Here is a 24,831-nt window from a genome sequence, read left to right as displayed (position 1 = left end):
CCCCATTTGTTATGGCAGCTTTTGGAAGAACAAGGTTATTGTTCCTACTTCCACACCAAACTTTTTTATTTTCGTTAGATTGAAAACGTGTCTGTCATCCTGACGATAAAGCCAATCATCAAAAGCAACCGTCACTGATGAATCCTCCATTTGTAGCTCAAAGTCATATTGCCACTGTAGCGCATTGCCCTGCTCTTCCCCTGTTGCCACACCTATAATATCGTCTGCCTTACCTTCATAACGACCGTCTTCTAATCTAGTGATAACCCAAATTCGCTGGTCCACCTCTCCGTCATCAAACACGAAGTCTTCCACCAGCGTCAGCGTATCACCCGCTACAGTACCCACTATATCGACTTCAAAGCGACGCGTTTGCTGTCCGGTATAATCTTGCACCATCCCCCACGCCTTTATGTCGCCTTCGAAATAACCGAATACGTCAAAAGTCGGTGTAGAAGAGCGGTAATTATCAATGTCTGCGGAACATGCCGAAAGAAAAACAGCTGCCACTAAAGTCGCTGATTTAAAAATTCGTTTAAACACTATCTAACCTGCCCTATCAATTGTTTTCGGAGTTTCGGAAATTCTGTGTTGGGTGATAACCATATAGCCAAAAATGCATCGTTCATTCGTTCGTCTTCAATGATGCCAACGTTCTTTACTTGCACGTCCCCAACCTGCTTATAAAAAAGCTGACCAGATTTTCCATCTGTTAGATAAGTAAGCTCGTCACCTTTTTGAATATCAGGAAACATACGATCGAGCTCGCTAATCCAATCTTTTCGATATGAGTCAGTAAAACCCAATTTCGCCCACTGCTCATCCGTCACATCAAGCAGCTGTTGCTTACTGATGTCTCTCTTGTAATTAATTTCCAATGCAAGGGGATGTGGCGATACGTCATCGCTTACGATGAACTTTCCATCAGGCGCTTTTAATCTTGAGTGATAAATATCGAAGATGAACCAAGTAAGTTGGGCTTCTCCAACAGTTTTCCACCCCTTCCAATTCGCAATGTTGCTGGCAGCTTCGCTATTTCCAACAGGTTGAGCTTGCAGAGCAAAAGAACCAGTTACTATTACCAACGCAAGCAACCTAGTCAGTCTCTGAGTTAAGTCTCTCTTCAAGCTTTTCATTTCCGTACACCTTGAGTATCAAGAGCATCATGACGCACCATTCGACAAACAACATTGCCAGTGTAGCGCCAGTGCTGAATCCAAATTCAACGGCTTGGAGTTTATGGCCAGCAAAGTAGCTCGCCGTTCCTCCGATACCGCCTACTATTGATACGTAGGTTTTTGGGAAACGGTACAAAATTGACTTAAGTTGATAGGCATACCAAGAAAACAAAACCCACAAGCATAATAACCAGACTGGCAGCCATGGGGTTGGAAAGACAAAGACCGAGAGTTGTTGATTGAGCGTATCAAGCACGAGCCCGACCGTGACGATCACACTAATACTTTTGAGCGAAGATGCATCGCTTTTCAAACAATATAGTAGGGTTGCCAAAGTAAGGAATAACGTCACCCATTGCCATTGATAGGTTCCAAGCACCGCTGCAAACCAGCAGAGTTGGAACCATGTCGAAGCAAGAAACACCTTCATAACGAACTACGGGCGTTGAAACGTCATGTGAACGGCACTGATCGTGCGAGCCAAAAAGCCACCTTCACAGTAGCTCAAATAGTAGCGCCACATACGCACAAAGCGGTCGTCGTAGCCAAACGAGCGCACTTCATTCTCTGCTCGATTAAAACGTAAGTGCCATTCGTTCAGCGTCTTGGCGTAGTCCAAACCAATATCGAACAAGTCTCGCGTCACTAAGTCACTGTATTTTGTTGTAGCTTGGGTTAGTGAGGTTACCGACGGTAAAAAACCACCCGGGAAAATGTACTTTTGGATAAAGTCGACGTTGTTACTGTAGTAATCGTAACGCTGATCGGCAATCGTAATCGCTTGAATCGCCATCAAGCCACCGGACTTTAATAAAGACTCACAGACCTTAATGTACGAAGGCAGGAATTGTTTGCCCACAGCTTCAATCATTTCAATAGAAACGAGCTTGTCATAAGTGCCGGTTAGGTTTCGGTAATCTTCTTTGAGTAGAGTGATTTTGTCTTCTAAGCCACGCTCTTTGATTTTTTGCTCCGCGTACACGTGTTGCTCTTCAGATATCGTTGTTGTGGTGACCTGACAACCGTATTGTTCGGCCATGTAAATCGCCATAGCGCCCCACCCAGTGCCAATTTCAACAACATGATCAGTGGGCTTCAGCTCAAGTTGCTGACATAGACGATCCATTTTGTTGATTTGAGCCTGCTCTAGAGAGTCATCCGCATGATTGTAAAGCGCCGACGAGTACAGCATATTGGTATCAAGGAACGCTTCGTATAGGTTGTTACCCAAGTCGTAATGCGCATGGATATTTTTACGTGAGTTCTCTTCAGAGTTTCTGTTTGACCAATGACTGAACTTGTACAGTATTTTAGTCAACCAACTGCCTTGCTCTTCGAGTTTATCTAGAGCACGCATGTTAAGGGCCATCAGTTTCATTAATGAGGTTAAATCGGGGCTATCCCACCACCCATCCATATAAGCCTCACCAGCAGCAATACTGCCGCCCTGCAAGATCCGTGAATAAAAGCCTGGATGTTTTACCTCTATAATAGCGACAACAGGTTGACCACTGTACTCCCCATTTGGCGCACTAAAACGCTCGCTTCGCTCTGTCGTTTCCGTCTTAAAACTTTCAATAACTGTTAAGCAGCCGATTTCCATTTTTTGCAGACATTGAAAAATAACTCCGCGAGCCGCTTTTTGCGTTGTCGTCAATTTACGCGGCAATGTCATAGAACTAGTATTTAACATGCAGAATTCTCCTTATGCTTTTTATTTTTTTTGTCTGTTTTTTCAGTATCGGCTTCTATTTCTTCATGCGTTGAATATTTAGGATGAGAATAAAAAGGTGCGCCTTTCACCCAAAGTTTTAATGCGTGCCAATAAATACCAACCATTATTTTTACCGTTTGTATTGGTGTAACGATCAAACACCTCAATAAGGTTTTGCTTGAAAGTGGCTTGGCTTTCATAACCATGGTGGCATCAAAGTGTTTCTCTCCTTTGTGACATTCAAGATGAATATTCAACTTGTCTGTCAAAGGTTTAATTCTCCAGCGGTAGAGTTGGTCAATCGGGTTGAATGGTGAAACATGGAATGCTTTATCTTGTTCCCAACCAAACTTTTCTTCTTCTTTATCTGCTGACACCACGTAGTAATGTCGTTCATTCCAAGGAGTGTTACTCACCTCTGCGAGGAGATACTTCCATTCTCCTTCCGCGTTATAAACGTAGTAGAAATTAACGGGACTGAAATAAAGTCCTAGATAACGCAAGTGACAGACTGCGATTACCTTGCCGGTACAGCGGACACCTGTCAGTTCTTCAATTTTGCTGTGCACTGCCGACTTGACGCTACCTTCACCAATGTAATCACTGCGCTTGAAGCGAGCCCAATGCCACCAACGCGAACCAAAACCCCATACTTTTTTCTCTAAAGCATCGATCTCGTCTACATCAATGGCGGGCATAAATAAAGAGTAGTTCAACTCATGATTCACAGGCGTGAATCGACGGTGACGAACGTTGCCTATAAACAATCGGCTGTTCATTTGGCTATCCATATCACGCTGCGCCTTTTTCGAAAGGAACCACATTTTGTTCGCGGTACTTTTCTTCTAGTTCTTTCACAACATCAAGCGCGCTACGCACGCCATCTTCATGAAAACCGTTGTACCAATAAGCGCCGCAGAACCAGGTACTTTGTTTACCCTGTATCTCATTTTTGCGCTGCTGCGCGGCAATAGACTCAGTGGTGAATACTGGATGATGATAAGTGAACGAACGCAAGACTTTATTTGAGTTAATTTGCTCAGTACTATTCAACGTTACACAAAACGTGTGTTCTGATTGAATATGCTGAAGAATGTTCATGTTATAAGTGAGCGAAGGGAGGCGTTGCTGTTCCTCCTCACTGCCTTCCAATAGGTAGTTCCATGATGCCCATGCTGCCTTACGTTTTGGTAGTACGGCAGAGTCGGTATGAAGAACAACTTCATTTGCTTGGTATGTCATATCCCCCAAGATTTCCTGCTCAATTGGGCTGATATCCTCTAGCATTCTCATTGCTTGATCACTGTGACAAGCAAAGATAACGTCATCAAACCAATGCGTTTCTCCGCGAACTTGAACGCCAACCCCTTTTTCGTTGCGAACCACTTTTTCGACAGGACTATTAAGACGAATATTCTCCGCAAAGCCTTTGGTCAATGGTGGAATGTATGAACGTGAACCACCTTTAATCACATACCATTGTGGTCGGTTAGTCACATCTAGCAGACCGTGGTTGAGGAAGAAACGTAAGAAGAACATAAGAGGGAATGCGCGCATGTCAGCTAAAGTCGACGACCAAATCGCAGCACCCATCGGTAATATGTAGTTATCGGTAAAGAAAGCACTGAATTTGTGTTCATCAAGGAACTCACCTAACGTCTGAGAGTGCGAGGATTGCTCGCTAGCGAAGCGCTTGGCAAGTTTATTGAAACGAAGTATCTCGAAGATAAATCGATAAAATTTAGGGTTTGCCCAGTTGCGTTTTTGAGCAAACAATGTCGACACTGTGTGGCCGTTGTACTCTAGTCCGTTCCCATCGTTTCTGACACTGAAGCTCATTTGAGTCGGCAGACCTTCAACGCCAATTTCGCTCATCATTTTAATGAAATTAGGGTACGTACGGTCGTTATAGACGATGAACCCAGTATCTATCGCGTATTCTTTACCATCAAGGCTCACATCAACGGTTGCAGTATGGCCACCGATGTAATCGTTCGCTTCAAACAGCGTTACATCATGTTCTTTATGCAAGTAATAACCACAAGTAAGGCCAGAGATTCCCGTTCCCACAATCGCTATCTTCTTTCTTCCTGCTGTTTTCATTTTTATTCCTTCTTATGATACGAGTTTAGCAGTTAGGCGAGCTTGCCAACTGTATGGAAGTAACGAGATAAAACGTAAAATACTGGTAAATCTCGCTGGGAAATAGATATAGGTCTTGTTGGCGGCTAACTGCTTCCTGATAGAGTCCGACGCTTGCTGAGTAGAAATGATCATTGGCATTTCGAAGTCGTTTTTGTCAGTCAACGGCGTTTCAACAAAACCAGGAAACACCGTTACCACTTTGATCCCTTTCTTTTTCAAGTCGACGGCGAGCGTGCGTGCAAAATAACTGACTGCCGCTTTGGATGCGCCGTAAGCTTCAGCACGAGGCAGTGCCACTTCTGATGCGATAGAGCCAACAATAACAATGCGGTGCCCTCTCTCTAAATGCACTTGGCAGCCTTCGACGCAGTTAGCAACACCGACAACATTTACGTTCATCACACGCGCCATGAGTTTCGCGTCGACCACTCCCTCATCCATGTACTCACAATCGCCTGCGTTAAAAACCCATGTGTTTGGCGTAAAGGGCAAATTAGAGAGCGCCTGCTGAGTTTCCTCATAGTTTGTCACATCAAACTGCAATGTATGAATTTTGGAGGAAACTGCCTCCAGCTCTGCAAGAACATCTTGATTCCGACCACAAGCAATCACATTCCATTCTGAGTTCGCGTAATCTAGGGCAAGCTGTCTTCCTATTCCGGAGGTGGCGCCTGTGATTAAGATGGTGTAGTTCATTGTCCTAACCTCTGCTTGATGGTTTTAACGACTGAACCAAGTAACGGTAAATGCTCATAGAGCATCTCTCCGAGATCAAAATAGTCTCGGTGATAAATGACCTGACCTTCGCTAAATTTGAGGTGCGAAACACCATTGACGAGAATAGGCGCCCCCTTCTGAAGTTTGGGATGCTGAAGGTCCATTGTCCAAGTTAGGAAGCCTGTATCTCCGACTTGTTGATGCTCATGGATTACAAAATCACAACTGATGACGTTGGCATATAATGAGGTGAAATAATCCGAAAGTGCTGGCCATCCTTCTAAACGATGCGCTGCGTCCTCAAATACTACATCTTGGTGATATATATCCTTAAGTAGATGTAAGTTCGCTTTGTTGAGCTTTTGATAGATATTGCCAACAGACTGTATGTCCATTTTTTACTCCTACACGCCCATTAAGTTGTACAAAATTATTATATGTACAAGATAGTTCATTCCACCAAAGTTGTACAAAAATAATTTTGTATAACTTTATTTCTGTAAGTAGTACGTGATGAAGTTCGCACGCGATCAATCGGCGAAAAAAAAGGCTTGGTCAAAACCAAGCCTTTTCAGCAGATTAACAATTATTTAAGTAGGAACAATTAGTATTGCTGGCCTCGCAACGCTGCAATACGTTTATCTAGCGGAGGGTGGCTCATTAATAGCTCAGTCAGCGACTGCTTGCCATTGATACCAAACGCCATCATGGTGCCATCCAGTTGAGATTCATGACTCACCTTCAAACGCTCTAGAGCCGCAATCATTTTTTCTTTGCCAACGAGGCGCGCAGCACCTGCGTCCGCGTGGAATTCGCGATGACGGCTGTACCACATAGTCAAGAAGCTAGCTAGGAAACCAAATACCAGTTCAAGCACCATGGATACGCCAAAGTAAACCATCATATTTGTACCTTGGCCTTCTTCATCATCGTTCGATGCCACGATATTGGCAATAAAGCGTGATAGGAAGATAACAAACGTGTTCACGACACCTTGCATCAACGTCATCGTGACCATATCACCATTTGCAATATGGCTCACTTCGTGTGCAAGTACTGCCTCTGCCTCATCACGAGTCATATTGTGTAAAAGACCAGTAGAAACGGCGACAAGAGAGTCATCTCGTTTTGCGCCTGTCGCAAATGCATTGATATCTGGTGAATCATAAATAGCCACCGTTGGCATACCAATACCCACTTGTTGAGCTTGACGACCCACAGTTTCGACTAACCAATGCTCCGTTTCGTTGCGCGGGCTTTCAATGACCATACCACCAACCGAGCGTAGCGCCATACCCTTTGACATCATCAACGAAATAAATGCGCCACCAAAACCAAATACAGCAGCCATTACAAGTAAACCTGACAGACTGCCTGGTTGCATTCCAGTTACAGCGTAAACAATATTCAGAACAACACTAAGCACTAGCACGACAGCTAGGTTAGTTGCTAGGAATAACATAATTCGCTTCATTACTTTTCTCCGAGGAAGCTTATCGTTTTTTTAAAACGGATTGTTATAAGGAACAAATGGTAATCGCTATAAAAGCCAATTCCGTTGATTTTCATGTTCCGTGCGTTATAGATATAGTCTATCCGCGATAAAAACAAGGTTAAGCAATAAATTGCAACATTTGTTTTCGGGACTGAAATATTTGATTCAAGCGATTTCAAAACATGCTTTGGTAGGAGCCGGAACCTCCGTTCATATACATTTATCAAAATGATAAAATAAGCTCTGAGCTAGCCATCATCTATTGATAGATGATCTTGGTGTTAAATCTATCACCTCTTAGCAACTTAGCTAGAAATTTTTTAATAGACCAAAAACAGTACGTTAGCTCTGCTATAGACTTTGGTCTTATTGTGCGGCTACATGGACATGCTAAATTCGAATGAGATGAACAAAACAGAGCCACTCTAAGTACATTGCAAAAAGTGCATTGGGTGAGCTCAAAAACTCCATGTATTGAGGGAAAAACCATGGTAGAAACTAACGACTATCAAATGGCTATTGATTTACTGCGTTGTCACCTAGGCATCTCAGAGGACGAGGCAAAGCAACAACTTGGTATTTCAACCGATCATCATATGTCTCAGCGTGTTGCAGAAACACAACAAGCATTGATGGGGCTCAGCCAAGATAAGTAATCTGACTTTTTAGGTTACACCAACAAGAAAGGGCTGCATTGCGCAGCCCTTTGGTTTTTTAGTCTTTTACCCTAAACACCATTAGTCAGTGTTTAGCAACGGCTCTACATTAATGTACTTGCCTAGCTCTTTACGTTTAGCACTTGGAATATATGGAATTTCCCCAAGCTTAGGTGCATCGATACGTGCTTCTAGCATCTCGATAATGTCAGCGTAGTGCTCTGTGCCTGGGTTGACGCGGTTTGCCACCCAGCCAACAAGATTCAAACCATCCGCTTTAATACTCTCTGCTGTGAGTAAAGCGTGGCTCAAACAGCCTAATTTAATGCCAACCACCAGTACAACAGGTAACTGCTCTTCTTTTACCCATGTAGATAAACAGTCCGTATCGGATACTGGCACACGCCAGCCTCCAGCACCTTCAACGAGAACAACATCGGCTTGCTGCTTATGTTGAGCCAGTTTTTGACTCAGAACATCGTAACTTATTTCGACATGTTCATGCTTCGCTGCAATGTGGGGAGAAGCAGGCAACTCTAAAGCGTATGGGTTCACATCATCATAGGCCACATCGAGTGTTGCGGCGTCTTGTAAGTGTAAAGCATCAGAGTTACGCCATCCGGCTTCAGTCTTGTCACTCCCTGCTGCCACTGGCTTATAACCAATAGTGTTTAGTCCTTTTGCGGCGATCGCTTGCAAAATGGCTTTAGACGCTACCGTCTTTCCAACATCAGTATCCGTACCAGCAATAAAAAAAGCATCAATCATAGATGTATTACTCCAAAACAAACCTGATAACTTGCAGGTAGAAGACCTTGATCGTTTTTAAACGCTTGGTACGCATGCTCAACTTTTAACAAAGTCTCGCGACTAGTTAAACCGTGTGAGCGCCCGCTTACGTGATTTGCACCTATACCTTTGAGGTCACGCATAACTGAAAATGCAGAGTCGTACCAAACTGTGATGGTGGTCAAGTCTAGTTGATGGCTGTCACATCGAGATTGCGCTAACGCAATTTTTACCTGATTGAGCGTTAGAAAGTTATTGACGTGTTGATATGCATCAATTTTTTCCCATGATGCACGCAGCTCATACAGTGATCCATCAACCAGTGTAGAGAACCACGCTTTCCCACCATTTTTTAGCACGCGGCGCACTTCTTTTAGTGGGTAACTTAAATCTGTACACCATTGCAGCGCTAAACTTGAAAACACATAATCGAAGCTATCATCGTCAAATGGTAAGTTTTCAGCATCAGCAACTTGGTAGTGCATTCGTACTGCACCACAACGCTGCTCTGCTTTATCTAACATGGCTTGAGAGATATCGCCGCAGACTACTTCCGCACCGCGTTGTTGAAGTAGTTGGGAGAAATAACCCGTGCCACAACCTAAATCCAATACACGTTTTCCCGTCAAGTTTTCAGGAAGTTTATCAAGCAGCTGATGCCCGACATCACGTTGAAAAGCCGCATGTTTATCGTATGTTTCTGCTGCTTTACCAAACGAAGAGGCAATCGCGTCTTTATCTTGATGGAAACTCTCTAACGCGAGCGTTTGCGCTAATGCGGTAGTTGCATTATCCATTACAGCGCTCCTAATGCTTGCTTCAATGCCATTGAAAGCGTTTTAACTTGTTCGTTGGTGTGATTGGCAGTGAGTGTGATTCGAAGGCGAGACGTCCCTTTAGGCACCGTCGGTGGTCGAATAGCGGTAACCCAAATGCCGTTTTGGCGACAAGCGCTCGCAACCTGCAAAGCCAGTTCAGATTCACCAATCACAAACGGCTTAATCGAAGTCTGAGTCTCAACAAAGCCCTCCAGATCGCTGAGGCAGTCTCGATACACTTCACTAAGCTCTGAAAGCTTTTCACGTCGCCAAGACTGCTCTTGAACGATAGAAACCGCATGCGTTAGCGCATAGGCTTGTGCCGGAGGCATCGCTGTGGAATACACATGGTGACGAGCAAACTGAGTTAAAAAGTCCCCCGTTGCGTGGTCACATAAAATAGCCGCGCCAGACATACCAAACGCTTTGCCGAAAGTAACGATCAGTATCTCGGGTTTAACCGTTGCCAACTCACAAGAACCACCACCGGATTGACCAAGAACGCCAATACCATGAGCGTCATCGACAGCAAACCAAGCATCATGACTACGAGTGACTTCAGCTATATCGCTAAGCGGCGCACAGTCGCCGTCCATGCTGAATACCCCTTCAGTCACAACTAGATGGTTGTCTTCGCTATTAATCAGCGACTTTAGGTGCTCGATGTCATTGTGTTTGAAGCGCTTCATCTTAGCTGGTGACAACGCCCCCGCTTCCATCAGTGAGGCATGGTTCAAACGGTCTTGGATCAATACGTCTGATTTTTCCAACAAGGTGAACAACAAGGCTTGATTAGCACTGAATCCAGAACCAAACAGAATTGCTCTGTCGTAACCCAACCATTCGGTCAGTGCGGCTTCTAAATTGCTGTGCGCGGCACTAAAGCCAGTCACCATCGGTGATGCTCCACTGCCACTACCATATACGCTTAAACCTTGCTGCCAAGCCCGAACAAGCGCTTGGTCATTAGCCAATCCCAAATAATCATTACTTGAGAAATTAATGTAGCGTCTACCTTCGTGTTCCAAAACGGACTGGTTACCGGCAAACACCACATTCATAGAACGATTCAACCCTTGCGTTTTACGCTCAGCAAGGGCGGACTCGATACGAGATTTAAACGCTGGCATCGTAGAAAAGGTCGTCTTTTGTCGGACGGGCAGCAACGCGCTCTACGACGCGATCGAGTAACTCGTTTTCTTCGATTTCATCAGGCTTTTGAGACACCTCTTGGCTGTTAATACCGAGCTTGTTGAACAGCATCATGTCTTTGTCTTCAGAAGGGTTTGGCGTGGTCAGAAGCTTGCAGCCATAGAAAACGGAGTTTGCACCCGCCATAAAACACAGCGCTTGCATTTGTTCGTTCATGTTTTCACGGCCAGCGGATAAACGAACGGCTGATTGAGGCATCATGATTCGTGCAATCGCAATCAGGCGAATGAAATCGAAAGGCTCAACATCATCCACTTCTTCCAGTGGTGTCCCCTTTACCTTCACGAGCATGTTGATTGGAACGCTTTCAGGGTGTACCGGTAAGTTAGCCAATTCAACCAACAAACCAGCTCGGTCGTTAGCACTTTCACCCATGCCGATGATGCCACCGGAACAAATCTTCATGCCAGCATCACGAACGTGAGACAAAGTATCTAAACGGTCTTGGTAAGTACGTGTGGTAATGATGTTGCCGTAAAATTCAGGTGAGGTATCTAGGTTGTGGTTGTAGTAATCCAGACCTGCGGTTGCCAATTGCTTTGCTTGATCTGGCGTCAGCATGCCTAATGTCATACACGTTTCTAAACCCATGCCCTTCACGCCTTTGATCATGTCGGTCAAATGTGGCATGTCACGCTCTTTCGGGTTTTTCCATGCTGCGCCCATACAGAATCGAGTAGAACCAGCATTTTTGGCTTTTTGCGCAGCATCGAGTACGCGTTCTACTTCCATCAGACGCTCTTTTTCGATGTCTGTGGTGTAACGAGCACTCTGAGGACAGTACTTACAATCTTCTGGACAAGCACCTGTCTTAATCGACAGAAGCGTGCTTACTTGAACATGGTTGGTTTGTTGATATTGACGATGTACAAGCTGCGCTTCGAATAGGAGATCCATGAATGGTTTTTCCATGAGATCGCGCACTTCAGCATGCGTCCAGTTATGACGAACTTCCACGTGTATTCCTTTAGTCACTTTTGTTGTTGTGTTGACAGTCTACTGAGTCTCGATAAACTGTCAACACAACGCAAAAGAACAAAGTTTACATCTGTCTGTTTTTTAATCTCAATTATTATTGGAATCGCACATGGATCTCGCCTTCGACCGCCAGCATATCTGGCATCCTTACACTTCTACATTGACACCTCTGACCTGCTACCCAGTGGCATCGGCAAATGGTGTGCACATTAAATTGGAAGATGGTACTGAGCTGGTCGATGGCATGTCTTCTTGGTGGTCGACGATCCACGGCTATAACCATCCGCACTTAAATCAAGCCGCTCACCAGCAAATCGATAAGGTCTCTCACGTGATGTTTGGCGGGATTACCCACCAGCCAGCAATCAGTTTGTGTAAGAAGTTGCTATCCCTAGCACCAAGTAATCTTGAACATGTATTCCTTGCCGATTCAGGCTCTGTTGCCGTAGAAGTCAGCTTAAAAATGGCACTTCAATATTGGCATGCAAAAGGCGAACGCCGACCGAAGTTTCTTACTTTGCGACACGGTTATCACGGCGATACGTTTGCGGCGATGTCGGTCACCGATCCTGACAACTCAATGCACTCTCTCTACAAAGGCTTTTTGCCTGAGCATATCTTTGCGGAGTCACCAACTTGTGGTTATTGGGATGAATGGAAGCCAGAAGACCTTACCGACTTCGAGCACAAGATTGAGACGCACCATCAAGAACTTGCTGCGGTGATCCTTGAGCCTATCGTTCAAGGCGCAGGTGGCATGCGTATCTACCATCCAGAATTTCTCAAAGGCGTGCGTAGACTTTGCGACAAATACGGTCTGTTATTGATTGCAGATGAGATCGCTACCGGTTTTGGACGCACAGGTAAATTGTTTGCCTGCGAACATGCGGATATTCAACCAGACATTCTGTGTGTCGGGAAAGCACTTACTGGCGGCTACATGACCCTCTCTGCGACCCTCGCGAGCAAACACGTAGCAGACACTGTTTGTGGTGGTGATGCTGGTTGTTTTATGCACGGTCCAACCTTTATGGGGAATCCACTCGCTTGTGCCGTAGCTACTGCAAGTTTGGAATTGATCGAGCAAGGTGATTGGAAGCAACAAACCCAACAAATTGAAACGCTGTTTTCTGAGTTACTACCAAAACTTGAAGAATACGACTTGGTGAAAAACACCCGTTGGTTGGGTGCTATTGGCGTAGTGGAGACGCTTCGCCCTGTGAATATGGAAACCATCCAAGCCTTGTTTGTTGAACACGGAGTGTGGATTCGTCCATTTGGCAAACTGATTTATATGATGCCGCCGTTCATCAGCAAGCCAGAAGATATTGAGAAGCTAGTTAACGCGATTGATGCAGCGTTGCAACGTAAAGACTGCTTCGCTTCATAGTTCCATTCAATACGAAAACGGTTTGAGTATGAGACTCAAACCGTCTCGTTATTTATTAGAGCAGTAAAGCTATCGAAGTTGACTGTCTTTACTCGCTCGTCGATTGAACAATGCTTGGCGTTGAGATACCAATTCGATTGTTGACTGACATTCGATACACAAACGAACGCCTTTCATTGCAAGACGACGCGCTTCTGGGATCTCATCACCACAATCATCGCAGTAATGGGTGCTCTCACCCTTTGTGATACTGCCACGAACACGGGAAATCTCGTCGTCTATTGTGTTTTGAATTTGTTGGCTGACGCTATCGTCGTTTGCCCACCCTACGGCCATAAGCCCTCCTCGTTACTTGAATGAGAAAATCTACTTACCGTGGTAAGGTGGATGATTATATCGATTACAAATAACAAGATAATTAAGGTAAATACGAAAACACTATTACGTTTTAGTAATAATTACTCTGTAATCGATTATTCGGCGCTCTCATGGAAAAGCAATGCAAGGTTACTCATACTCCCTTCCTCGCATTCAAAATACTGCGTTTGCTCAGGCTCTCTCAAAGTAACACTGAGTATCTTCTCAACCTCATCAAACTCCTCGCTAAAGTACTCACTAACCAATATGACGCGCTCACCAATACTAAATTCCAGTGACTTCTCATCTACCAACGCTCGATGATACTGGTCTAATTTAAAGTCCTTTATAACTAAAGATCTTTCAATACTGCTCCCCCCTAAGCTAAGCTCCGACAGTAGAACCTGACTGTTTATGTTTTCTATTGATATTTCTAGACGGTTAGGATGTGAAGCATCACACTTAAATAGCGCAGTATTAGTGTGGCTGAAAGCACAAGCAGATGAACTAAAAATAAGTCCAAGCAAAGAAATGTTACGCAGCATTTTTAATCGAAGCATATTTCTTGTAAGCCTTTTCTAATTTGACGTCGTATTGATTTTTCTGATACTCAGAACCATTGTAACCACGAGCAAAGGCAGCCCAATTTTTATCTCTTATATGCTCACCTAAGCCAGACTTTTGGATAAACGTAACAAAAGCCTCAAGTTGTTTCTTCTCCGACTCGAATACAGCTTTAACAAAGGATTCAGCGGTAACATGACCAGCTAACTTGAAATTAAAGCCCATAATTTGGAAACGTCCCCAAGATGCGGAGCGGATTGCTGCATTTGAATTCAGTTCAATCGCTTTATTTAGACGTACGTATTCTGAGATACCACCAACATAAAGACTTCGATTCCAATGCCGACTTGAAATACTTGGATGACTGTTATCGTAGGCTCTTGAAGTGAGTCTCGAAAATATATGAGCCTCAAACAAAATCTTTGGCTTACCATTGCTAAAGTAGGCTTCTCCTCGGCTCTCAACTTCCGCTACAGCTTTAATAGCAGCGACTTCGCATCCAAGAGTTTCAGCTACTTTGCGATAATCCAAGTCCGTCAACGCATCTCTTGAGCCAACCAAAGGTAACGTATATGCCACCGCGGTCTCAGGCGTTCGTTTTAAATACTCATTTAGCTTACGATGGCTTCTTCCATTCACATCTATCCTTCCATCTGGCCGAGCCATCCCAACAAGGTTTTTCTGAAAAGCTTTAATTGCGGCGACAGTCTTGGAGTTTTCCGGTCTAGAGCCTAGTTTCCCATCCACTTTAAGCTCCTTTACTCCTTTTAAAGAACCAAGCAATTGGTTAATAGACCTTTGTACCGTACGAATATCAGCATCCACATTTTTACCACCTAAACCAACAGAGCCGCTTATTCTTATTGAAGCCATGAAAGTACCTCCTCTTAATATTTTGGAGGAGCTTGTCATGCTCAATGAAGCTTAGAAAAATATCATTAGGGACTGGTTTTTATAATTTAGGCTAACTATGCAATACCTCATCCTACATTTACATAACAACGTATTTTCACTCGACGCAGATAACAAAAAACCCAGCACTAAGGCTGGGTTTTGGTGTTCTAGTGGTTAATGAATTAACCGATGTGCGTTGCGCCCGCCATGTACTTCTGAAGTACTGTAGGGATTGCAATACGGCCGTCTGCTTCTTGGTTGTTTTCTAGGATAGCAACCATTGTACGACCTACAGCAAGACCAGAACCGTTTAGCGTGTGTACAAGCTCAGGTTTCTTCTCGCCTTTACGACGGAAACGCGCTTGCATACGACGAGCTTGGAAGTCCCACATGTTAGAACATGAAGAGATTTCACGGTAAGTTTCTTGAGCAGGAACCCAAACTTCTAGGTCGTAAGTCTTACGAGCGCCGAAGCCCATGTCACCTGTACATAGAACCACTTTACGGTAAGGAAGCTCTAGAAGTTGTAGAACTTTCTCAGCGTGACCTGTTAGCTCTTCTAGTGCGTTCATTGAATCTTCTGGCTTAGTGATTTGTACTAGCTCAACTTTGTCGAACTGGTGCATACGAATCAAACCACGAGTATCACGACCGTAAGAACCTGCTTCTGAACGGAAACATGGCGTGTGAGCTGTCATCTTAATTGGTAGATCCGCTTCGTCAGAAATCGTGTCACGAACTAGGTTCGTTACAGGTACTTCTGCAGTAGGGATTAGAGACAGTTTACGTGGCTCTTCGTCGTTTACTTTTTCTACTAGCGGCTCAGTGTGGAAAAGATCTTTACCAAACTTAGGAAGCTGACCAGTACCGAATAGGCTGTCAGAGTTTACTAGGTAAGGTACGTACATTTCTGTGTAGCCGTGCTCTTCAGTGTGAAGATCCAGCATGAACTGAGCGATTGCACGGTGTAGACGAGCAAATTGGCCTTTCATCACGATGAAACGTGCGCCAGTGATCTTAACTGCACTTGCGAAGTCTAGACCGTCGCCCATTTCGCCTAGGTCAACGTGATCTTTCAGTTCGAAGTCGTAAGACTTTGGCTCACCCCAACGAGAGATTTCAACGTTGTCGTTTTCATCTTTGCCATCTGGCACTTCATCTGCTGGGATGTTTGGTACAGAACGCGTGAATTCGTCTAGTTGAGCCATTACTTGCTCAAGTTCAACTTTCTTCGCATCAAGATCGCTACCTAGCGTACCGATTTGTTTCTTGATCTCTTCTGCGCCTTCTTTGTCGCCAGCCGCCATTTTTTGGCCGATTTGCTTGGAGATGGAGTTACGCGTGGATTGTAAATTTTCTACTTCTACTTGAATGGACTTACGTTGTTCTTCAAGTTTACGAATAGTATCTACGTCTAGCTTAAAGCCACGACGCGCCAGTTTAGCAGCTGTTTCATCCAGCTCTGTACGAAGTAATTTAGAATCCAGCATTGTTAATCCTATGCTTTTTGTTGTGAAATCACGCGCACTTTCCAAGCGTACGCGTTAAAAAAATTTACTAAACAAATGTATCCAAAAACGCCTACTTTTCATAGCGCTTTTGTGGGCTATTTGCGTCTAAAGTAGCCAAGTAATCTAACTTTTCGCCGATTTTGGTCTCCAGACCACGATTTGTCGGCTGATAGTACCTACGATCGCCCATTTCAGGCGGCAAATATTGCTCACCTGCTGCGTAAGCACCAGGCTCATCGTGAGCATAACGATACTCAGCCCCATAACCCATGTCTTTCATCAAACTGGTTGGCGCATTTCGAAGGTGATGCGGCACTTCATATTCAGGTAAGTTATGAGCGTCCGTTAGCGCTTGTTTCCAAGCAACGTAAACGGCATTACTCTTTGGAGCGCACGCGAGATAAACAATAGCTTGAGCAATCGCACGTTCACCTTCTGCTGGACCAACGCGTGTAAAACAGTCCCACGCGGAGAGTGCCACTTGCATGGCTCTAGGGTCCGCATTGCCGACATCTTCCGATGCTATCGCAAGTAATCGACGGGCAATATAAAGAGGATCACAACCCGCAGCAATCATACGTGCAGCCCAGTAAAGCGCCGCATCTGGGTTAGAGCCACGAATGGATTTGTGGACCGCAGAGATTAAGTCATACCAGATATCACCTTTGTTATCGAAGCGAGAGACTTTCTCCCCTGCCACTTCAGCCAGCAACTTAAGCGTGATCTCTTTTTCACCTTGCGTATTATCTTCTGCCATGTCGTAGAGCAGCTCAAGATAATTGAGAGACATGCGAGCATCACCGTTGACCAGTTCTGCTAGGCGGTCTAATACGTTATCAGCGAAATGTGCGGGTGTATTGCCCAAGCCACGCTCTTTGTCACTGATCGCTTGATTCAGCGCCAGTGAGATTTCATCTTTATCGAGAGACGTTAGCTTGTAGACACGTGCACGTGACAGCAATGCGTTGTTTAACTCAAACGATGGGTTTTCTGTCGTCGCACCAATAAAGGTAACCGTGCCATCTTCGATATGCGGTAAAAACGCGTCTTGTTGAGATTTGTTGAAGCGATGCACCTCATCCACAAATAAGATGGTGCGGCGACCCGCCATTTTGTTCTCACGTGCTTTCTCGATTGCAGCACGGATTTCTTTCACACCAGACGTTACGGCAGACACACGCTCTACTTCAGCATTGGCGTAGTTTGCAGCCACTTCCGCTAATGTCGTTTTGCCTGTGCCTGGTGGTCCCCAAAGGATCATAGAGTGAATGTGACCCGCCTCTAGCGCACGGCGCAGTGGCTTACCAGGGCCTAAAATGTGCTGCTGTCCAATGTATTGCTCGATTGTTTCCGGTCTCATACGAGCAGCAAGGGGACGAAAATCTTCGTCCCCCGAGAAATCTAATGTGTAATTACTCACTACCAATTAATTCCTTTGGTCATCCACATCCACACCTTTTGGAATTGTGAATGTGAATCTGTCTGCTTTTGGTTTACCCAGCTTCACGTTGTTAAAGGTGAACAAACCTTTTTGACCGTCTTGCTCAACCACGTTGAAGCCTTTCACGACACCTTTGGCATCAATATTAATCTGGAATTGACCTTGTGTGGAGTCTACTGCGGTAGGAATGAGAGTGAACTGGTCACCTTTTTGAGATATTTTGTAGTTATTCCAATCACTTGCTCGGTTACGCGTTAGCAAAACAAATGGCGTTTGCTCTGTTGCTTGCTCTTGCCAGTAGATGCTCACTTGCTCGATGAATGGGCTGTAGTACCACAATGTCTTACCGTCAGAGACCAATAGGTTCTCATCAGGGAATGTTGTACTCCAACGGAACAGGCTTGGGCGAGCGATTTCAACCGTACCTTCTCCTTCCATAACCGTTTCGCCTTCAGGGCTGATAACCTGCTGAGAGAAATCCGCACTAAAGCCATCATTCATAGAAAGGCGTTTGTTTAATTCATCTTTAGGAGATGCTGCGTGTGCAGTAGAAAAGAGGGAAAAGCTTAAAACAAGCGCAGAGAAAAGTTTCGCTGAAAATAGTTTTTTCATTCAGATACCTATTATTAGAACCACTCACCTCAGTTGGACTGAGGTGAGTAACACAAGTTCATTAATCTTTTGGTGGCGCAGGTGCCAGTACTTCACGGTTACCGTTATGACCCGGAGCACTTACGATGCCCTGCGCTTCAAGCTGCTCTACAATACGGGCGGCACGGTTGTAACCTATCTTAAATCGGCGCTGAACACCGGAAACCGAACCTCGACGTGATTGAACCACGTGCTCAACAACTTGATCGAAGAGCGGGTCTACATCTTCATCCGCTTCCATTTGCTCACCTGGCAATAGACTTTCTGGAGTTTGATCTCCACTGATGATCTCTTCAATGTAGTTCGGTTTACCACGCGCTTTCCAGTTGTTTACAACAGCATGAACATCATCATCTGATGCAAATGCACCGTGAACACGAGTTGTATGACTTGATCCCGGCGGTAGATACAACATATCACCCATACCAAGTAGTGATTCTGCGCCGCCTTGATCTAGGATTGTACGAGAGTCCGTTTTAGTCGATACCGTAAACGCAACACGAGTTGGAATGTTCGCTTTAATTAGACCGGTAATAACATCAACCGATGGACGCTGAGTCGCAAGAATTAAGTGAATACCTGCCGCGCGCGCTTTTTGCGCCAAGCGAGCAATCAGTTCTTCAACTTTCTTACCTACCACCATCATCAGGTCAGCAAATTCGTCAACAACAACGACGATGTAAGGCAGCTTTTCTAGCAATGGCGGTTCAGTATCCATGCTGTCGCCTTCCTGCCAGAACGGGTCATGGATTGGGTGGCCCGCTTCTGCTGCCATCTTCAATTTTTCGTTGAAGCCCTTCACATTACGTACACCTAATGCCGACATCAATTTGTAACGACGTTCCATCTCGCCCACACACCAACGTAGAGCGTTTGATGCGTCTTTCATATCAGTCACAACTTCAGAAAGAAGATGAGGGATACCTTCATAAATAGAAAGCTCTAGCATTTTCGGGTCAATCATGATGAAGCGTACATCTTCTGGACCTGCTTTATACAGCATGCTCAAAATCATCACGTTCACACCCACCGACTTACCAGAACCTGTTGTACCTGCTACTAGCACGTGAGGCATCTTCGCAAGATCGGCCACCACAGCTTCACCCGCAATGTCTTGACCTAACACAACCGTTGTTGGTGACGTTGCTTGCTCAAACTGAGGGCTACTGATGACATCAGATAAATAGACCGTCTGACGACTCATGTTTGGCAGTTCCAAACCGATGTAAGGCTTGCCAGGGATTACTTCCACGACACGTACCGCCATCGCAGACAATGCACGCGCTAAGTCAGTTGAAAGACCAGAAATACGACTTACTTTCACCCCCGGCGCCAAATCAAGCTCAAAACGAGTGATCACTGGACCAGGATAAATACCAACCACATCGGCTTTGATTTTGTAGTCAGCGAGTTTGCTCTCTACCAATCGAGCGACCTGCTCTAACGCATCACGGTCGATAAAGTTTTCACGTTTTTCTGGATGATAAAGCAACTCGAGCGTTGGGAGTGGCTCTTCCGGAACTGGCAAGTTTTCTTCTTTCTGTACCAAAAATGGGTTCTGTGTTGCAGCGACTTTGGCTTGCGCATTGGAAACCATATCTTGGAATGCGGTAACGTCTTGGTCGTTGTCTTGGACCTCTTCTACCTCCACTTTTTGAGGTGCAGGTTCAAATGTTGTTGAAGGTGTTGCAACTTGCTGATGAGGCGTTGTTGGCTGTGCTTGCTGTGCAGGCTGAGACTCCACTTCGTCTTCACCATCTAACACATCAAAGTCAGAGATCGTAGGCTCAATATGTTGGCTCGATTCCGTTTGCGCCGTGATGCTATCTAATACAGCAGAATCAATTGCAGGCTCTTCATGTACAGGATGCTCAATACTTGGCTGCTGTACTTGCTCTGCTTCAAATTGTTCGTACTCCGCATAATCTGGTTCAACACTGATCGGTTCTTCTGTAGCTGTATGTTGCTCGACATAGGAAGAATAAGTGTCTGCAAATGATGGGGCAGCCTGTTCTTCAGTTCCCCAGTCATCTGCTTGTTGCGCCGCTGCTTCAAGCTCTTCTATCGTAACATTCAGTTGCTTGGTGCGTTCCAAGAGCGGATCAACGTTATCAGTGTTAACCGTATGCTCAAGTTCAGAATAAACTGGCGCAGCATTAACCGTAGCCTTGCGTTGTGGTGGCGTCGGTTCTACCATCGCCTGTTCCGCAAGCTTATCAGGTTTCGCTTGCGGCATATAAATAGGATACTCATGCGCTGGCGCCGACTCTTTCGGTTCATCGACATCGTACGCCGTTAAATGAGGAAGCGGCTCATCATCAATTTCATGGTCTACATTATGTTTAGGCGTAGAGACTTTATCTTCTACAAACTCATCAAGCTGAGGTTCTAAAACTTCCTGCTCTGAACCTCTTGCCTTATTTGCAAGCGCGGCAATTAGTGCTAATGCACGATCACCAAGCCATTCCACGATGTTAAGCCATGAGATGCCAGTAAAGAGCGTAAAGCCCGCTCCCCACAAGAATAGCAGTACCAATGTGGTACCGAGTACATTCAATGTAGGTAAAGCGAGGCTAGACAACACATCCCCGACCACACCTCCGGATGAAAAATACCAAATGTCATCAAAATTAATATCGGCAAGACCGCAACTGGTCATAATAAGGACGACAAGACCGAGCAGCCTTGTACCCCATAGCATGAAATCAATTGGCTCATCTTCTCCTCGTTTACGGCAAATCACCCATGCAGCCGCCGCTAGCAAGAAAGGGATTGGGTAAGCGAGAGAGCCAAATGTGAAGAATAGAGTATCGGCTAGCCAAGCGCCGAAAAGGCCACCAGCATTATCGATATCCCCTCCCCATGCGGTTTGGGACCAAGAAGGATCGGCCGGACTGAAGGTAAATAGTGCAACCGCAAGCAATACCGAGCTAAGAACGCCAACGATAAAGCAGCACTCTTTTAAGCGTTGGAAGCCATTTAAGCGTGAAGACTGGGGCTCTTCACTGGTTTTGATAATGGTTTCGACTTTCTTTGCGTTCTCTTTGAACATAAATCAACTTGAATATGGAAATGAAATAGGAAATTGCAAAACATTCCGAGCGGCATCAAGCCGCTCGGTAAATTGATTTAACCATATCAAGGAGAAAAACCCAATTACTCTCTGGCGAAAGCGGAAGCATATACCGCTTTCTTTGCAAGAAATTAACGAGTTTTGATCACAAGCTGGTTAGATTGTTTCACTTCTTCCATAACAACGTATGTGCGAGTGTCATTTACGCCAGGTAGACGTAGTAACGTATCGCCCAATAGTCGGCGGTAAGCACCCATATCTGATACACGGGTTTTAAGAAGATAGTCAAAGTCACCTGAAACAAGATGACACTCTTGTATGTCGTCTAGCTTTTGAACAGCTGAGTTAAACTGCTCAAACACATCCGGCGCACCACGGTTTAGCGTAATCTCAACGAATACTAATAGTGATGCATCCAGGAACTGCGGATTCAATAATGCAGTATACCCTGTGATATAACCCTGACGCTCTAAGCGACGCACACGCTCCAAACATGGCGTTGGAGAAAGTCCCACACGTTTTGAAAGCTCAACGTTTGAAATACGACCGTCTTTCTGCAGCTCATTAAGAATGTTGCGGTCGATACGGTCTAGTTCCTTGGACGGCTTTTTATAGTTGTCTGCCATTTTTTATTCCACCTTATTACTTCCTTGCAAAAAAATATACTACAACTTTTTAATATTTGGTGCCAAATTTTACAAATCTATAACTATACTAGTTATTAATTCGACAATAACACCCTACTAACAGTTAATACAACCATTATAGAAAGAGGATACAGGATGATCATTGGCGTACCTAAGGAAATCAAGAATCACGAATATCGTGTTGGTATGATCCCAGCTAGCGTGAGAGAACTCATCTCACATGGTCACCAAGTTTTAGTTGAGACCAATGCAGGTGCCGGCATTGGTTTTTCAGACGATGATTACATCGCTGTCGGCGCATCCATTCTCCCTCATGCTGCTGACGTATTTGCGCAAGCAGACATGATTGTAAAAGTAAAAGAACCCCAAGCAGTAGAGAGAGCAATGCTCCGCGAAGGGCAAATTTTATTTACTTATTTACACCTAGCACCAGATTTTCCACAAACTGATGAGCTAATCAAGAGCAAAGCTGTCTGTATAGCCTATGAGACTGTAACAGATAATATGGGTCGTTTGCCACTGTTAGCACCAATGTCAGAAGTGGCAGGTCGGATGTCTATCCAAGCTGGCGCGCAAACGTTGGAAAAATCGCACGGCGGTCGTGGTCTGCTCCTAGGCGGCGTACCTGGTGTTGAACCTGCAAAAGTCGTTATCGTTGGTGGTGGCGTTGTTGGTGCAAACGCTGCTCGTATGGCGGTTGGCCTTCGCGCTGACGTCACCATTCTAGACCGTAACGTAGACACACTTCGTAAGCTTGACGAAGAATTCCAAGGTCGCGCAAAAGTGGTTTATTCTACTGAAGACGCTATCGAGAAGCATGTTCTAGAAGCGGACCTTGTTATCGGTGCCGTTCTAATTCCTGGCGCAGCAGCACCTAAACTGGTCACTAAAGAGCACATTGCTAAGATGAAGCCTGGTGCAGCAGTGGTTGACGTGGCAATTGACCAAGGCGGTTGTTTCGAAACTTCACACGCGACAACTCACGCAGATCCAACTTACATCGTTGATGAAGTGGTTCACTACTGTGTAGCAAATATGCCTGGCGCAGTTGCTCGCACTTCAACATTTGCACTCAACAACGCTACACTTCCATACATCGTGAAGTTAGCAAATAAAGGCTACCGCGAAGCACTTCTAGAAGACAAAGGCTTCCTTGAAGGTCTAAACGTTATTCACGGAAAAGTAACATGTAAAGAAGTAGCAGAAAGCTTTGACTTGGAATACGTTGAACCAACTCAAGCTATTGCTATGTTCAATTAATGACAAAATAACACATAACTTGTCACGTTTTGTTTACAAAAGCCCACACTGAAGTGGGCTTTTTCATATAGAGCGTTTGGCTATAAAGAATAACTAAATCTTATATGCACAAATTAAAATATTTCTAGGCGTGACCGATTTAGGGCAAAACTCTGACAATCTAACACGGTAACCACGTTCTTCAAGATAAAGCACTTTGTCTAATGCGAGCCAAATCTCCAACGGACGTTGAAAAACAAGTTGCACTAAGCTCATTCTCTCCATTTGCCAGAAGCGTTGTTCGCTTAACTTTTCAAAATGAGAGAAATCGATTTCTTGAGGAAGAACAATGCCTTTTTGCTCCGCTGCCCAGCGACAGAACGATTCAAAACCATCACTTAATTGCGACTTACGGATACTCGGCACAGGCTGATACTCTGCCATTCCCAAAGCTTGTCGCGTGATCAAATCAAACCCAAGACGAAACATCATTTCCTGCTGACGATGACGACGCACGCGCTCTCCTCCCGTCACCGTTTGTTGTAATGGGATACGCAGTTCTTGCTTAGACAATGAGAGAGAAGAAGCCCTGCCCAATTCCGACATCGGCTGGTATTGTTCCGACTGAATCAAGTGGTAACAACAAGGTGATATGGTCATCGCAGCAATCCCATTTTCACTGCCGTACTGCATTAGACGAACGTGAAGGTCACCGCACGCATGCAGTGCTACTGCGTGTTGCGTTGGCTTAAACACGGCTTTCGCTTTGCTATCAAACGCGTCGCCTTGAATAAACGTCATCTTCCAATGATGTTCATTGGCTGCTTGTTGTCCCGAATCGCACAGTGCTTGTTGGTATTCAAAGCTGGTTACAGGCTGATCGGTTTGCGTGGTCAGGATTCGCCCCAAGTAACCTTTACCTGAGCACCATTCTAGCCATTCTTCGCCACAGTGTTGTTGAATTGCAGCTTCACCCATCGAGCTAATTTGCTCCAACTTACGTCCCGGAATACCGTTATCTAAACCACGAGCGAGTTCCAAGCCGTTTAACGACAAAAGCTCTAAATGAGTCAGTTCTGCGAGTTGTTCAAGCTCAGGCAAAAACGGACTAAGTGCTTTTAACGCGAGTTCTGGTGCTGCTTTGTATTCTTCGATTTGAGAGGGAGTAAGAGACGCTAGCCATTGGCACAGCCGAGGATGTTGCTCCTGCCAAGGTAATGAAGTGCGAATGCTGCTTTTAAAAGGCTCGAATCGCCACAAAGATTGGTTTTCAATTAAGCAGTCATTAATAAATTGAAATTGCGTTTTCATAGCTCCCCCTACAACGAGCGCATTGTAGAGGGAATCGAAACATCAATGAAG

General features: G+C 45.0%; 25 protein-coding genes. 3 read left to right on the top strand and 22 right to left on the bottom strand.

Annotation, left to right across the window (positions count from 1 at the left end; genetic code table 11):
* Window positions 1-9: 9 nt before the first annotated feature.
* The 9 genes from R7Z50_RS04500 to htpX form a co-directional block, all read right to left on the bottom strand.
* Window positions 10-543 (bottom strand): DUF3833 domain-containing protein, encoded by a 534-nt coding sequence (locus R7Z50_RS04500; RefSeq protein ID WP_318148911.1) that lies wholly within the window; start codon window positions 541-543, stop codon window positions 10-12.
* Window positions 543-1,136 (bottom strand): chalcone isomerase family protein, encoded by a 594-nt coding sequence (locus R7Z50_RS04495; RefSeq protein WP_017634389.1) that lies wholly within the window; start codon window positions 1,134-1,136, stop codon window positions 543-545. The genes R7Z50_RS04500 and R7Z50_RS04495 overlap by 1 nt, the downstream gene beginning before the upstream one ends.
* Complete coding sequence (locus tag R7Z50_RS04490; RefSeq protein ID WP_053303214.1) at window positions 1,096-1,608, bottom strand: DUF2878 domain-containing protein; 513 nt, start codon at window positions 1,606-1,608, stop codon at window positions 1,096-1,098. Before R7Z50_RS04490 ends, R7Z50_RS04495 begins: the two co-directional genes overlap by 41 nt.
* 6 nt (window positions 1,609-1,614) lie before the next feature.
* Window positions 1,615-2,871, bottom strand: a complete 1,257-nt coding sequence (locus R7Z50_RS04485) for an SAM-dependent methyltransferase (protein ID WP_047100782.1) — start codon at window positions 2,869-2,871, stop codon at window positions 1,615-1,617.
* Complete coding sequence (locus R7Z50_RS04480; RefSeq protein WP_318148910.1) at window positions 2,865-3,683, bottom strand: DUF1365 domain-containing protein; 819 nt, start codon at window positions 3,681-3,683, stop codon at window positions 2,865-2,867. The genes R7Z50_RS04485 and R7Z50_RS04480 overlap by 7 nt, the downstream gene beginning before the upstream one ends.
* A gap of 1 nt (window position 3,684) precedes the next feature.
* Window positions 3,685-4,995 (bottom strand): NAD(P)/FAD-dependent oxidoreductase, encoded by a 1,311-nt coding sequence (locus R7Z50_RS04475; RefSeq protein WP_171342737.1) that lies wholly within the window; start codon window positions 4,993-4,995, stop codon window positions 3,685-3,687.
* 12 nt (window positions 4,996-5,007) lie between these two features.
* Window positions 5,008-5,733, bottom strand: coding sequence for an SDR family oxidoreductase (locus R7Z50_RS04470; RefSeq protein ID WP_054702694.1), 726 nt, complete (start codon window positions 5,731-5,733; stop codon window positions 5,008-5,010).
* Window positions 5,730-6,149 (bottom strand): nuclear transport factor 2 family protein, encoded by a 420-nt coding sequence (locus R7Z50_RS04465; protein WP_005378211.1) that lies wholly within the window; start codon window positions 6,147-6,149, stop codon window positions 5,730-5,732. Before R7Z50_RS04465 ends, R7Z50_RS04470 begins: the two co-directional genes overlap by 4 nt.
* Window positions 6,150-6,358: 209 nt before the next feature.
* A complete protein-coding gene (gene htpX, locus R7Z50_RS04460) occupies window positions 6,359-7,228 on the bottom strand; it encodes a protease HtpX (protein ID WP_005388085.1) in 870 nt (289 codons plus the stop codon).
* 509 nt (window positions 7,229-7,737) lie between these two features.
* Here htpX and R7Z50_RS04455 point away from each other — a divergent pair.
* Window positions 7,738-7,905: a hypothetical protein gene (locus R7Z50_RS04455; RefSeq protein ID WP_005378215.1), complete on the top strand. Its 168-nt coding sequence runs from the start codon at window positions 7,738-7,740 to the stop codon at window positions 7,903-7,905.
* A gap of 81 nt (window positions 7,906-7,986) precedes the next feature.
* On the opposite strand, the gene bioD is transcribed toward R7Z50_RS04455, so the two are convergent.
* From bioD to bioB, 4 genes are read right to left on the bottom strand one after another with little or no spacing between them, the layout of a single operon-like run.
* The gene (gene bioD, locus R7Z50_RS04450; protein WP_005378217.1) at window positions 7,987-8,673 is read right to left on the bottom strand and encodes a dethiobiotin synthase; all 687 of its coding nucleotides are present in this window, start codon (window positions 8,671-8,673) and stop codon (window positions 7,987-7,989) included.
* The gene (gene bioC / locus R7Z50_RS04445) at window positions 8,670-9,491 is read right to left on the bottom strand and encodes a malonyl-ACP O-methyltransferase BioC (protein WP_005388087.1); all 822 of its coding nucleotides are present in this window, start codon (window positions 9,489-9,491) and stop codon (window positions 8,670-8,672) included. Before bioC ends, bioD begins: the two co-directional genes overlap by 4 nt.
* A complete protein-coding gene (bioF, locus tag R7Z50_RS04440) occupies window positions 9,491-10,642 on the bottom strand; it encodes an 8-amino-7-oxononanoate synthase (protein WP_064376604.1) in 1,152 nt (383 codons plus the stop codon). The genes bioC and bioF overlap by 1 nt, the downstream gene beginning before the upstream one ends.
* Complete coding sequence (gene bioB / locus R7Z50_RS04435; protein WP_005378222.1) at window positions 10,629-11,681, bottom strand: biotin synthase BioB; 1,053 nt, start codon at window positions 11,679-11,681, stop codon at window positions 10,629-10,631. The genes bioF and bioB overlap by 14 nt, the downstream gene beginning before the upstream one ends.
* Window positions 11,682-11,811: 130 nt before the next feature.
* On the opposite strand from bioB, the gene bioA reads away from it, so the two are divergent.
* Window positions 11,812-13,092: an adenosylmethionine--8-amino-7-oxononanoate transaminase gene (gene bioA / locus R7Z50_RS04430; RefSeq protein WP_033905079.1), complete on the top strand. Its 1,281-nt coding sequence runs from the start codon at window positions 11,812-11,814 to the stop codon at window positions 13,090-13,092.
* Window positions 13,093-13,161: 69 nt separating this feature from the next.
* Here bioA and R7Z50_RS04425 read toward each other — a convergent pair whose 3' ends face one another.
* The 8 genes from R7Z50_RS04425 to lrp all read right to left on the bottom strand — a co-directional run bounded on the left by R7Z50_RS04425 (window position 13,162) and on the right by lrp (window position 22,209).
* Window positions 13,162-13,428 (bottom strand): DksA/TraR family C4-type zinc finger protein, encoded by a 267-nt coding sequence (locus tag R7Z50_RS04425; protein ID WP_206969742.1) that lies wholly within the window; start codon window positions 13,426-13,428, stop codon window positions 13,162-13,164.
* A 137-nt stretch (window positions 13,429-13,565) separates the two neighbouring features.
* Window positions 13,566-13,994, bottom strand: a complete 429-nt coding sequence (locus R7Z50_RS04420; RefSeq protein WP_054575142.1) for a hypothetical protein — start codon at window positions 13,992-13,994, stop codon at window positions 13,566-13,568.
* Window positions 13,984-14,886, bottom strand: a complete 903-nt coding sequence (locus R7Z50_RS04415) for an N-acetylmuramidase domain-containing protein (RefSeq protein WP_206969741.1) — start codon at window positions 14,884-14,886, stop codon at window positions 13,984-13,986. Before R7Z50_RS04415 ends, R7Z50_RS04420 begins: the two co-directional genes overlap by 11 nt.
* Before the next feature lie 203 nt (window positions 14,887-15,089).
* Complete coding sequence (gene serS, locus R7Z50_RS04410; protein WP_170890556.1) at window positions 15,090-16,397, bottom strand: serine--tRNA ligase; 1,308 nt, start codon at window positions 16,395-16,397, stop codon at window positions 15,090-15,092.
* Between the two features lie 91 nt (window positions 16,398-16,488).
* On the bottom strand, window positions 16,489-17,844 hold the full coding sequence (locus R7Z50_RS04405) for a replication-associated recombination protein A (RefSeq protein WP_318148909.1): 1,356 nt from the start codon (window positions 17,842-17,844) through the stop codon (window positions 16,489-16,491).
* Entirely contained in the window at window positions 17,845-18,471 is a 627-nt protein-coding gene (gene lolA, locus R7Z50_RS04400) for an outer membrane lipoprotein chaperone LolA (RefSeq protein WP_017634949.1), read from the bottom strand.
* Between the two features lie 61 nt (window positions 18,472-18,532).
* Complete coding sequence (locus tag R7Z50_RS04395; protein ID WP_318148908.1) at window positions 18,533-21,562, bottom strand: DNA translocase FtsK; 3,030 nt, start codon at window positions 21,560-21,562, stop codon at window positions 18,533-18,535.
* 152 nt (window positions 21,563-21,714) lie between these two features.
* Window positions 21,715-22,209 carry a leucine-responsive transcriptional regulator Lrp gene (lrp, locus tag R7Z50_RS04390; protein ID WP_005378234.1) on the bottom strand — a complete coding sequence of 165 codons (495 nt, stop codon included), beginning with the start codon at window positions 22,207-22,209 and terminating at the stop codon, window positions 21,715-21,717.
* Window positions 22,210-22,365: 156 nt separating this feature from the next.
* On the opposite strand from lrp, the gene ald reads away from it, so the two are divergent.
* Complete coding sequence (gene ald, locus R7Z50_RS04385; protein WP_005378241.1) at window positions 22,366-23,490, top strand: alanine dehydrogenase; 1,125 nt, start codon at window positions 22,366-22,368, stop codon at window positions 23,488-23,490.
* A 93-nt stretch (window positions 23,491-23,583) separates the two neighbouring features.
* On the opposite strand, the gene R7Z50_RS04380 is transcribed toward ald, so the two are convergent.
* Window positions 23,584-24,780 (bottom strand): methyltransferase, encoded by a 1,197-nt coding sequence (locus tag R7Z50_RS04380; RefSeq protein ID WP_053307456.1) that lies wholly within the window; start codon window positions 24,778-24,780, stop codon window positions 23,584-23,586.
* Window positions 24,781-24,831: the final 51 nt, after the last annotated feature.

The organism is Vibrio sp. 1249-1 (genome assembly GCF_033340495.1).
The sequence above is the reverse complement of the archived record's forward strand: the minus strand, read 5'-3'. Positions and strand labels throughout refer to the sequence as shown.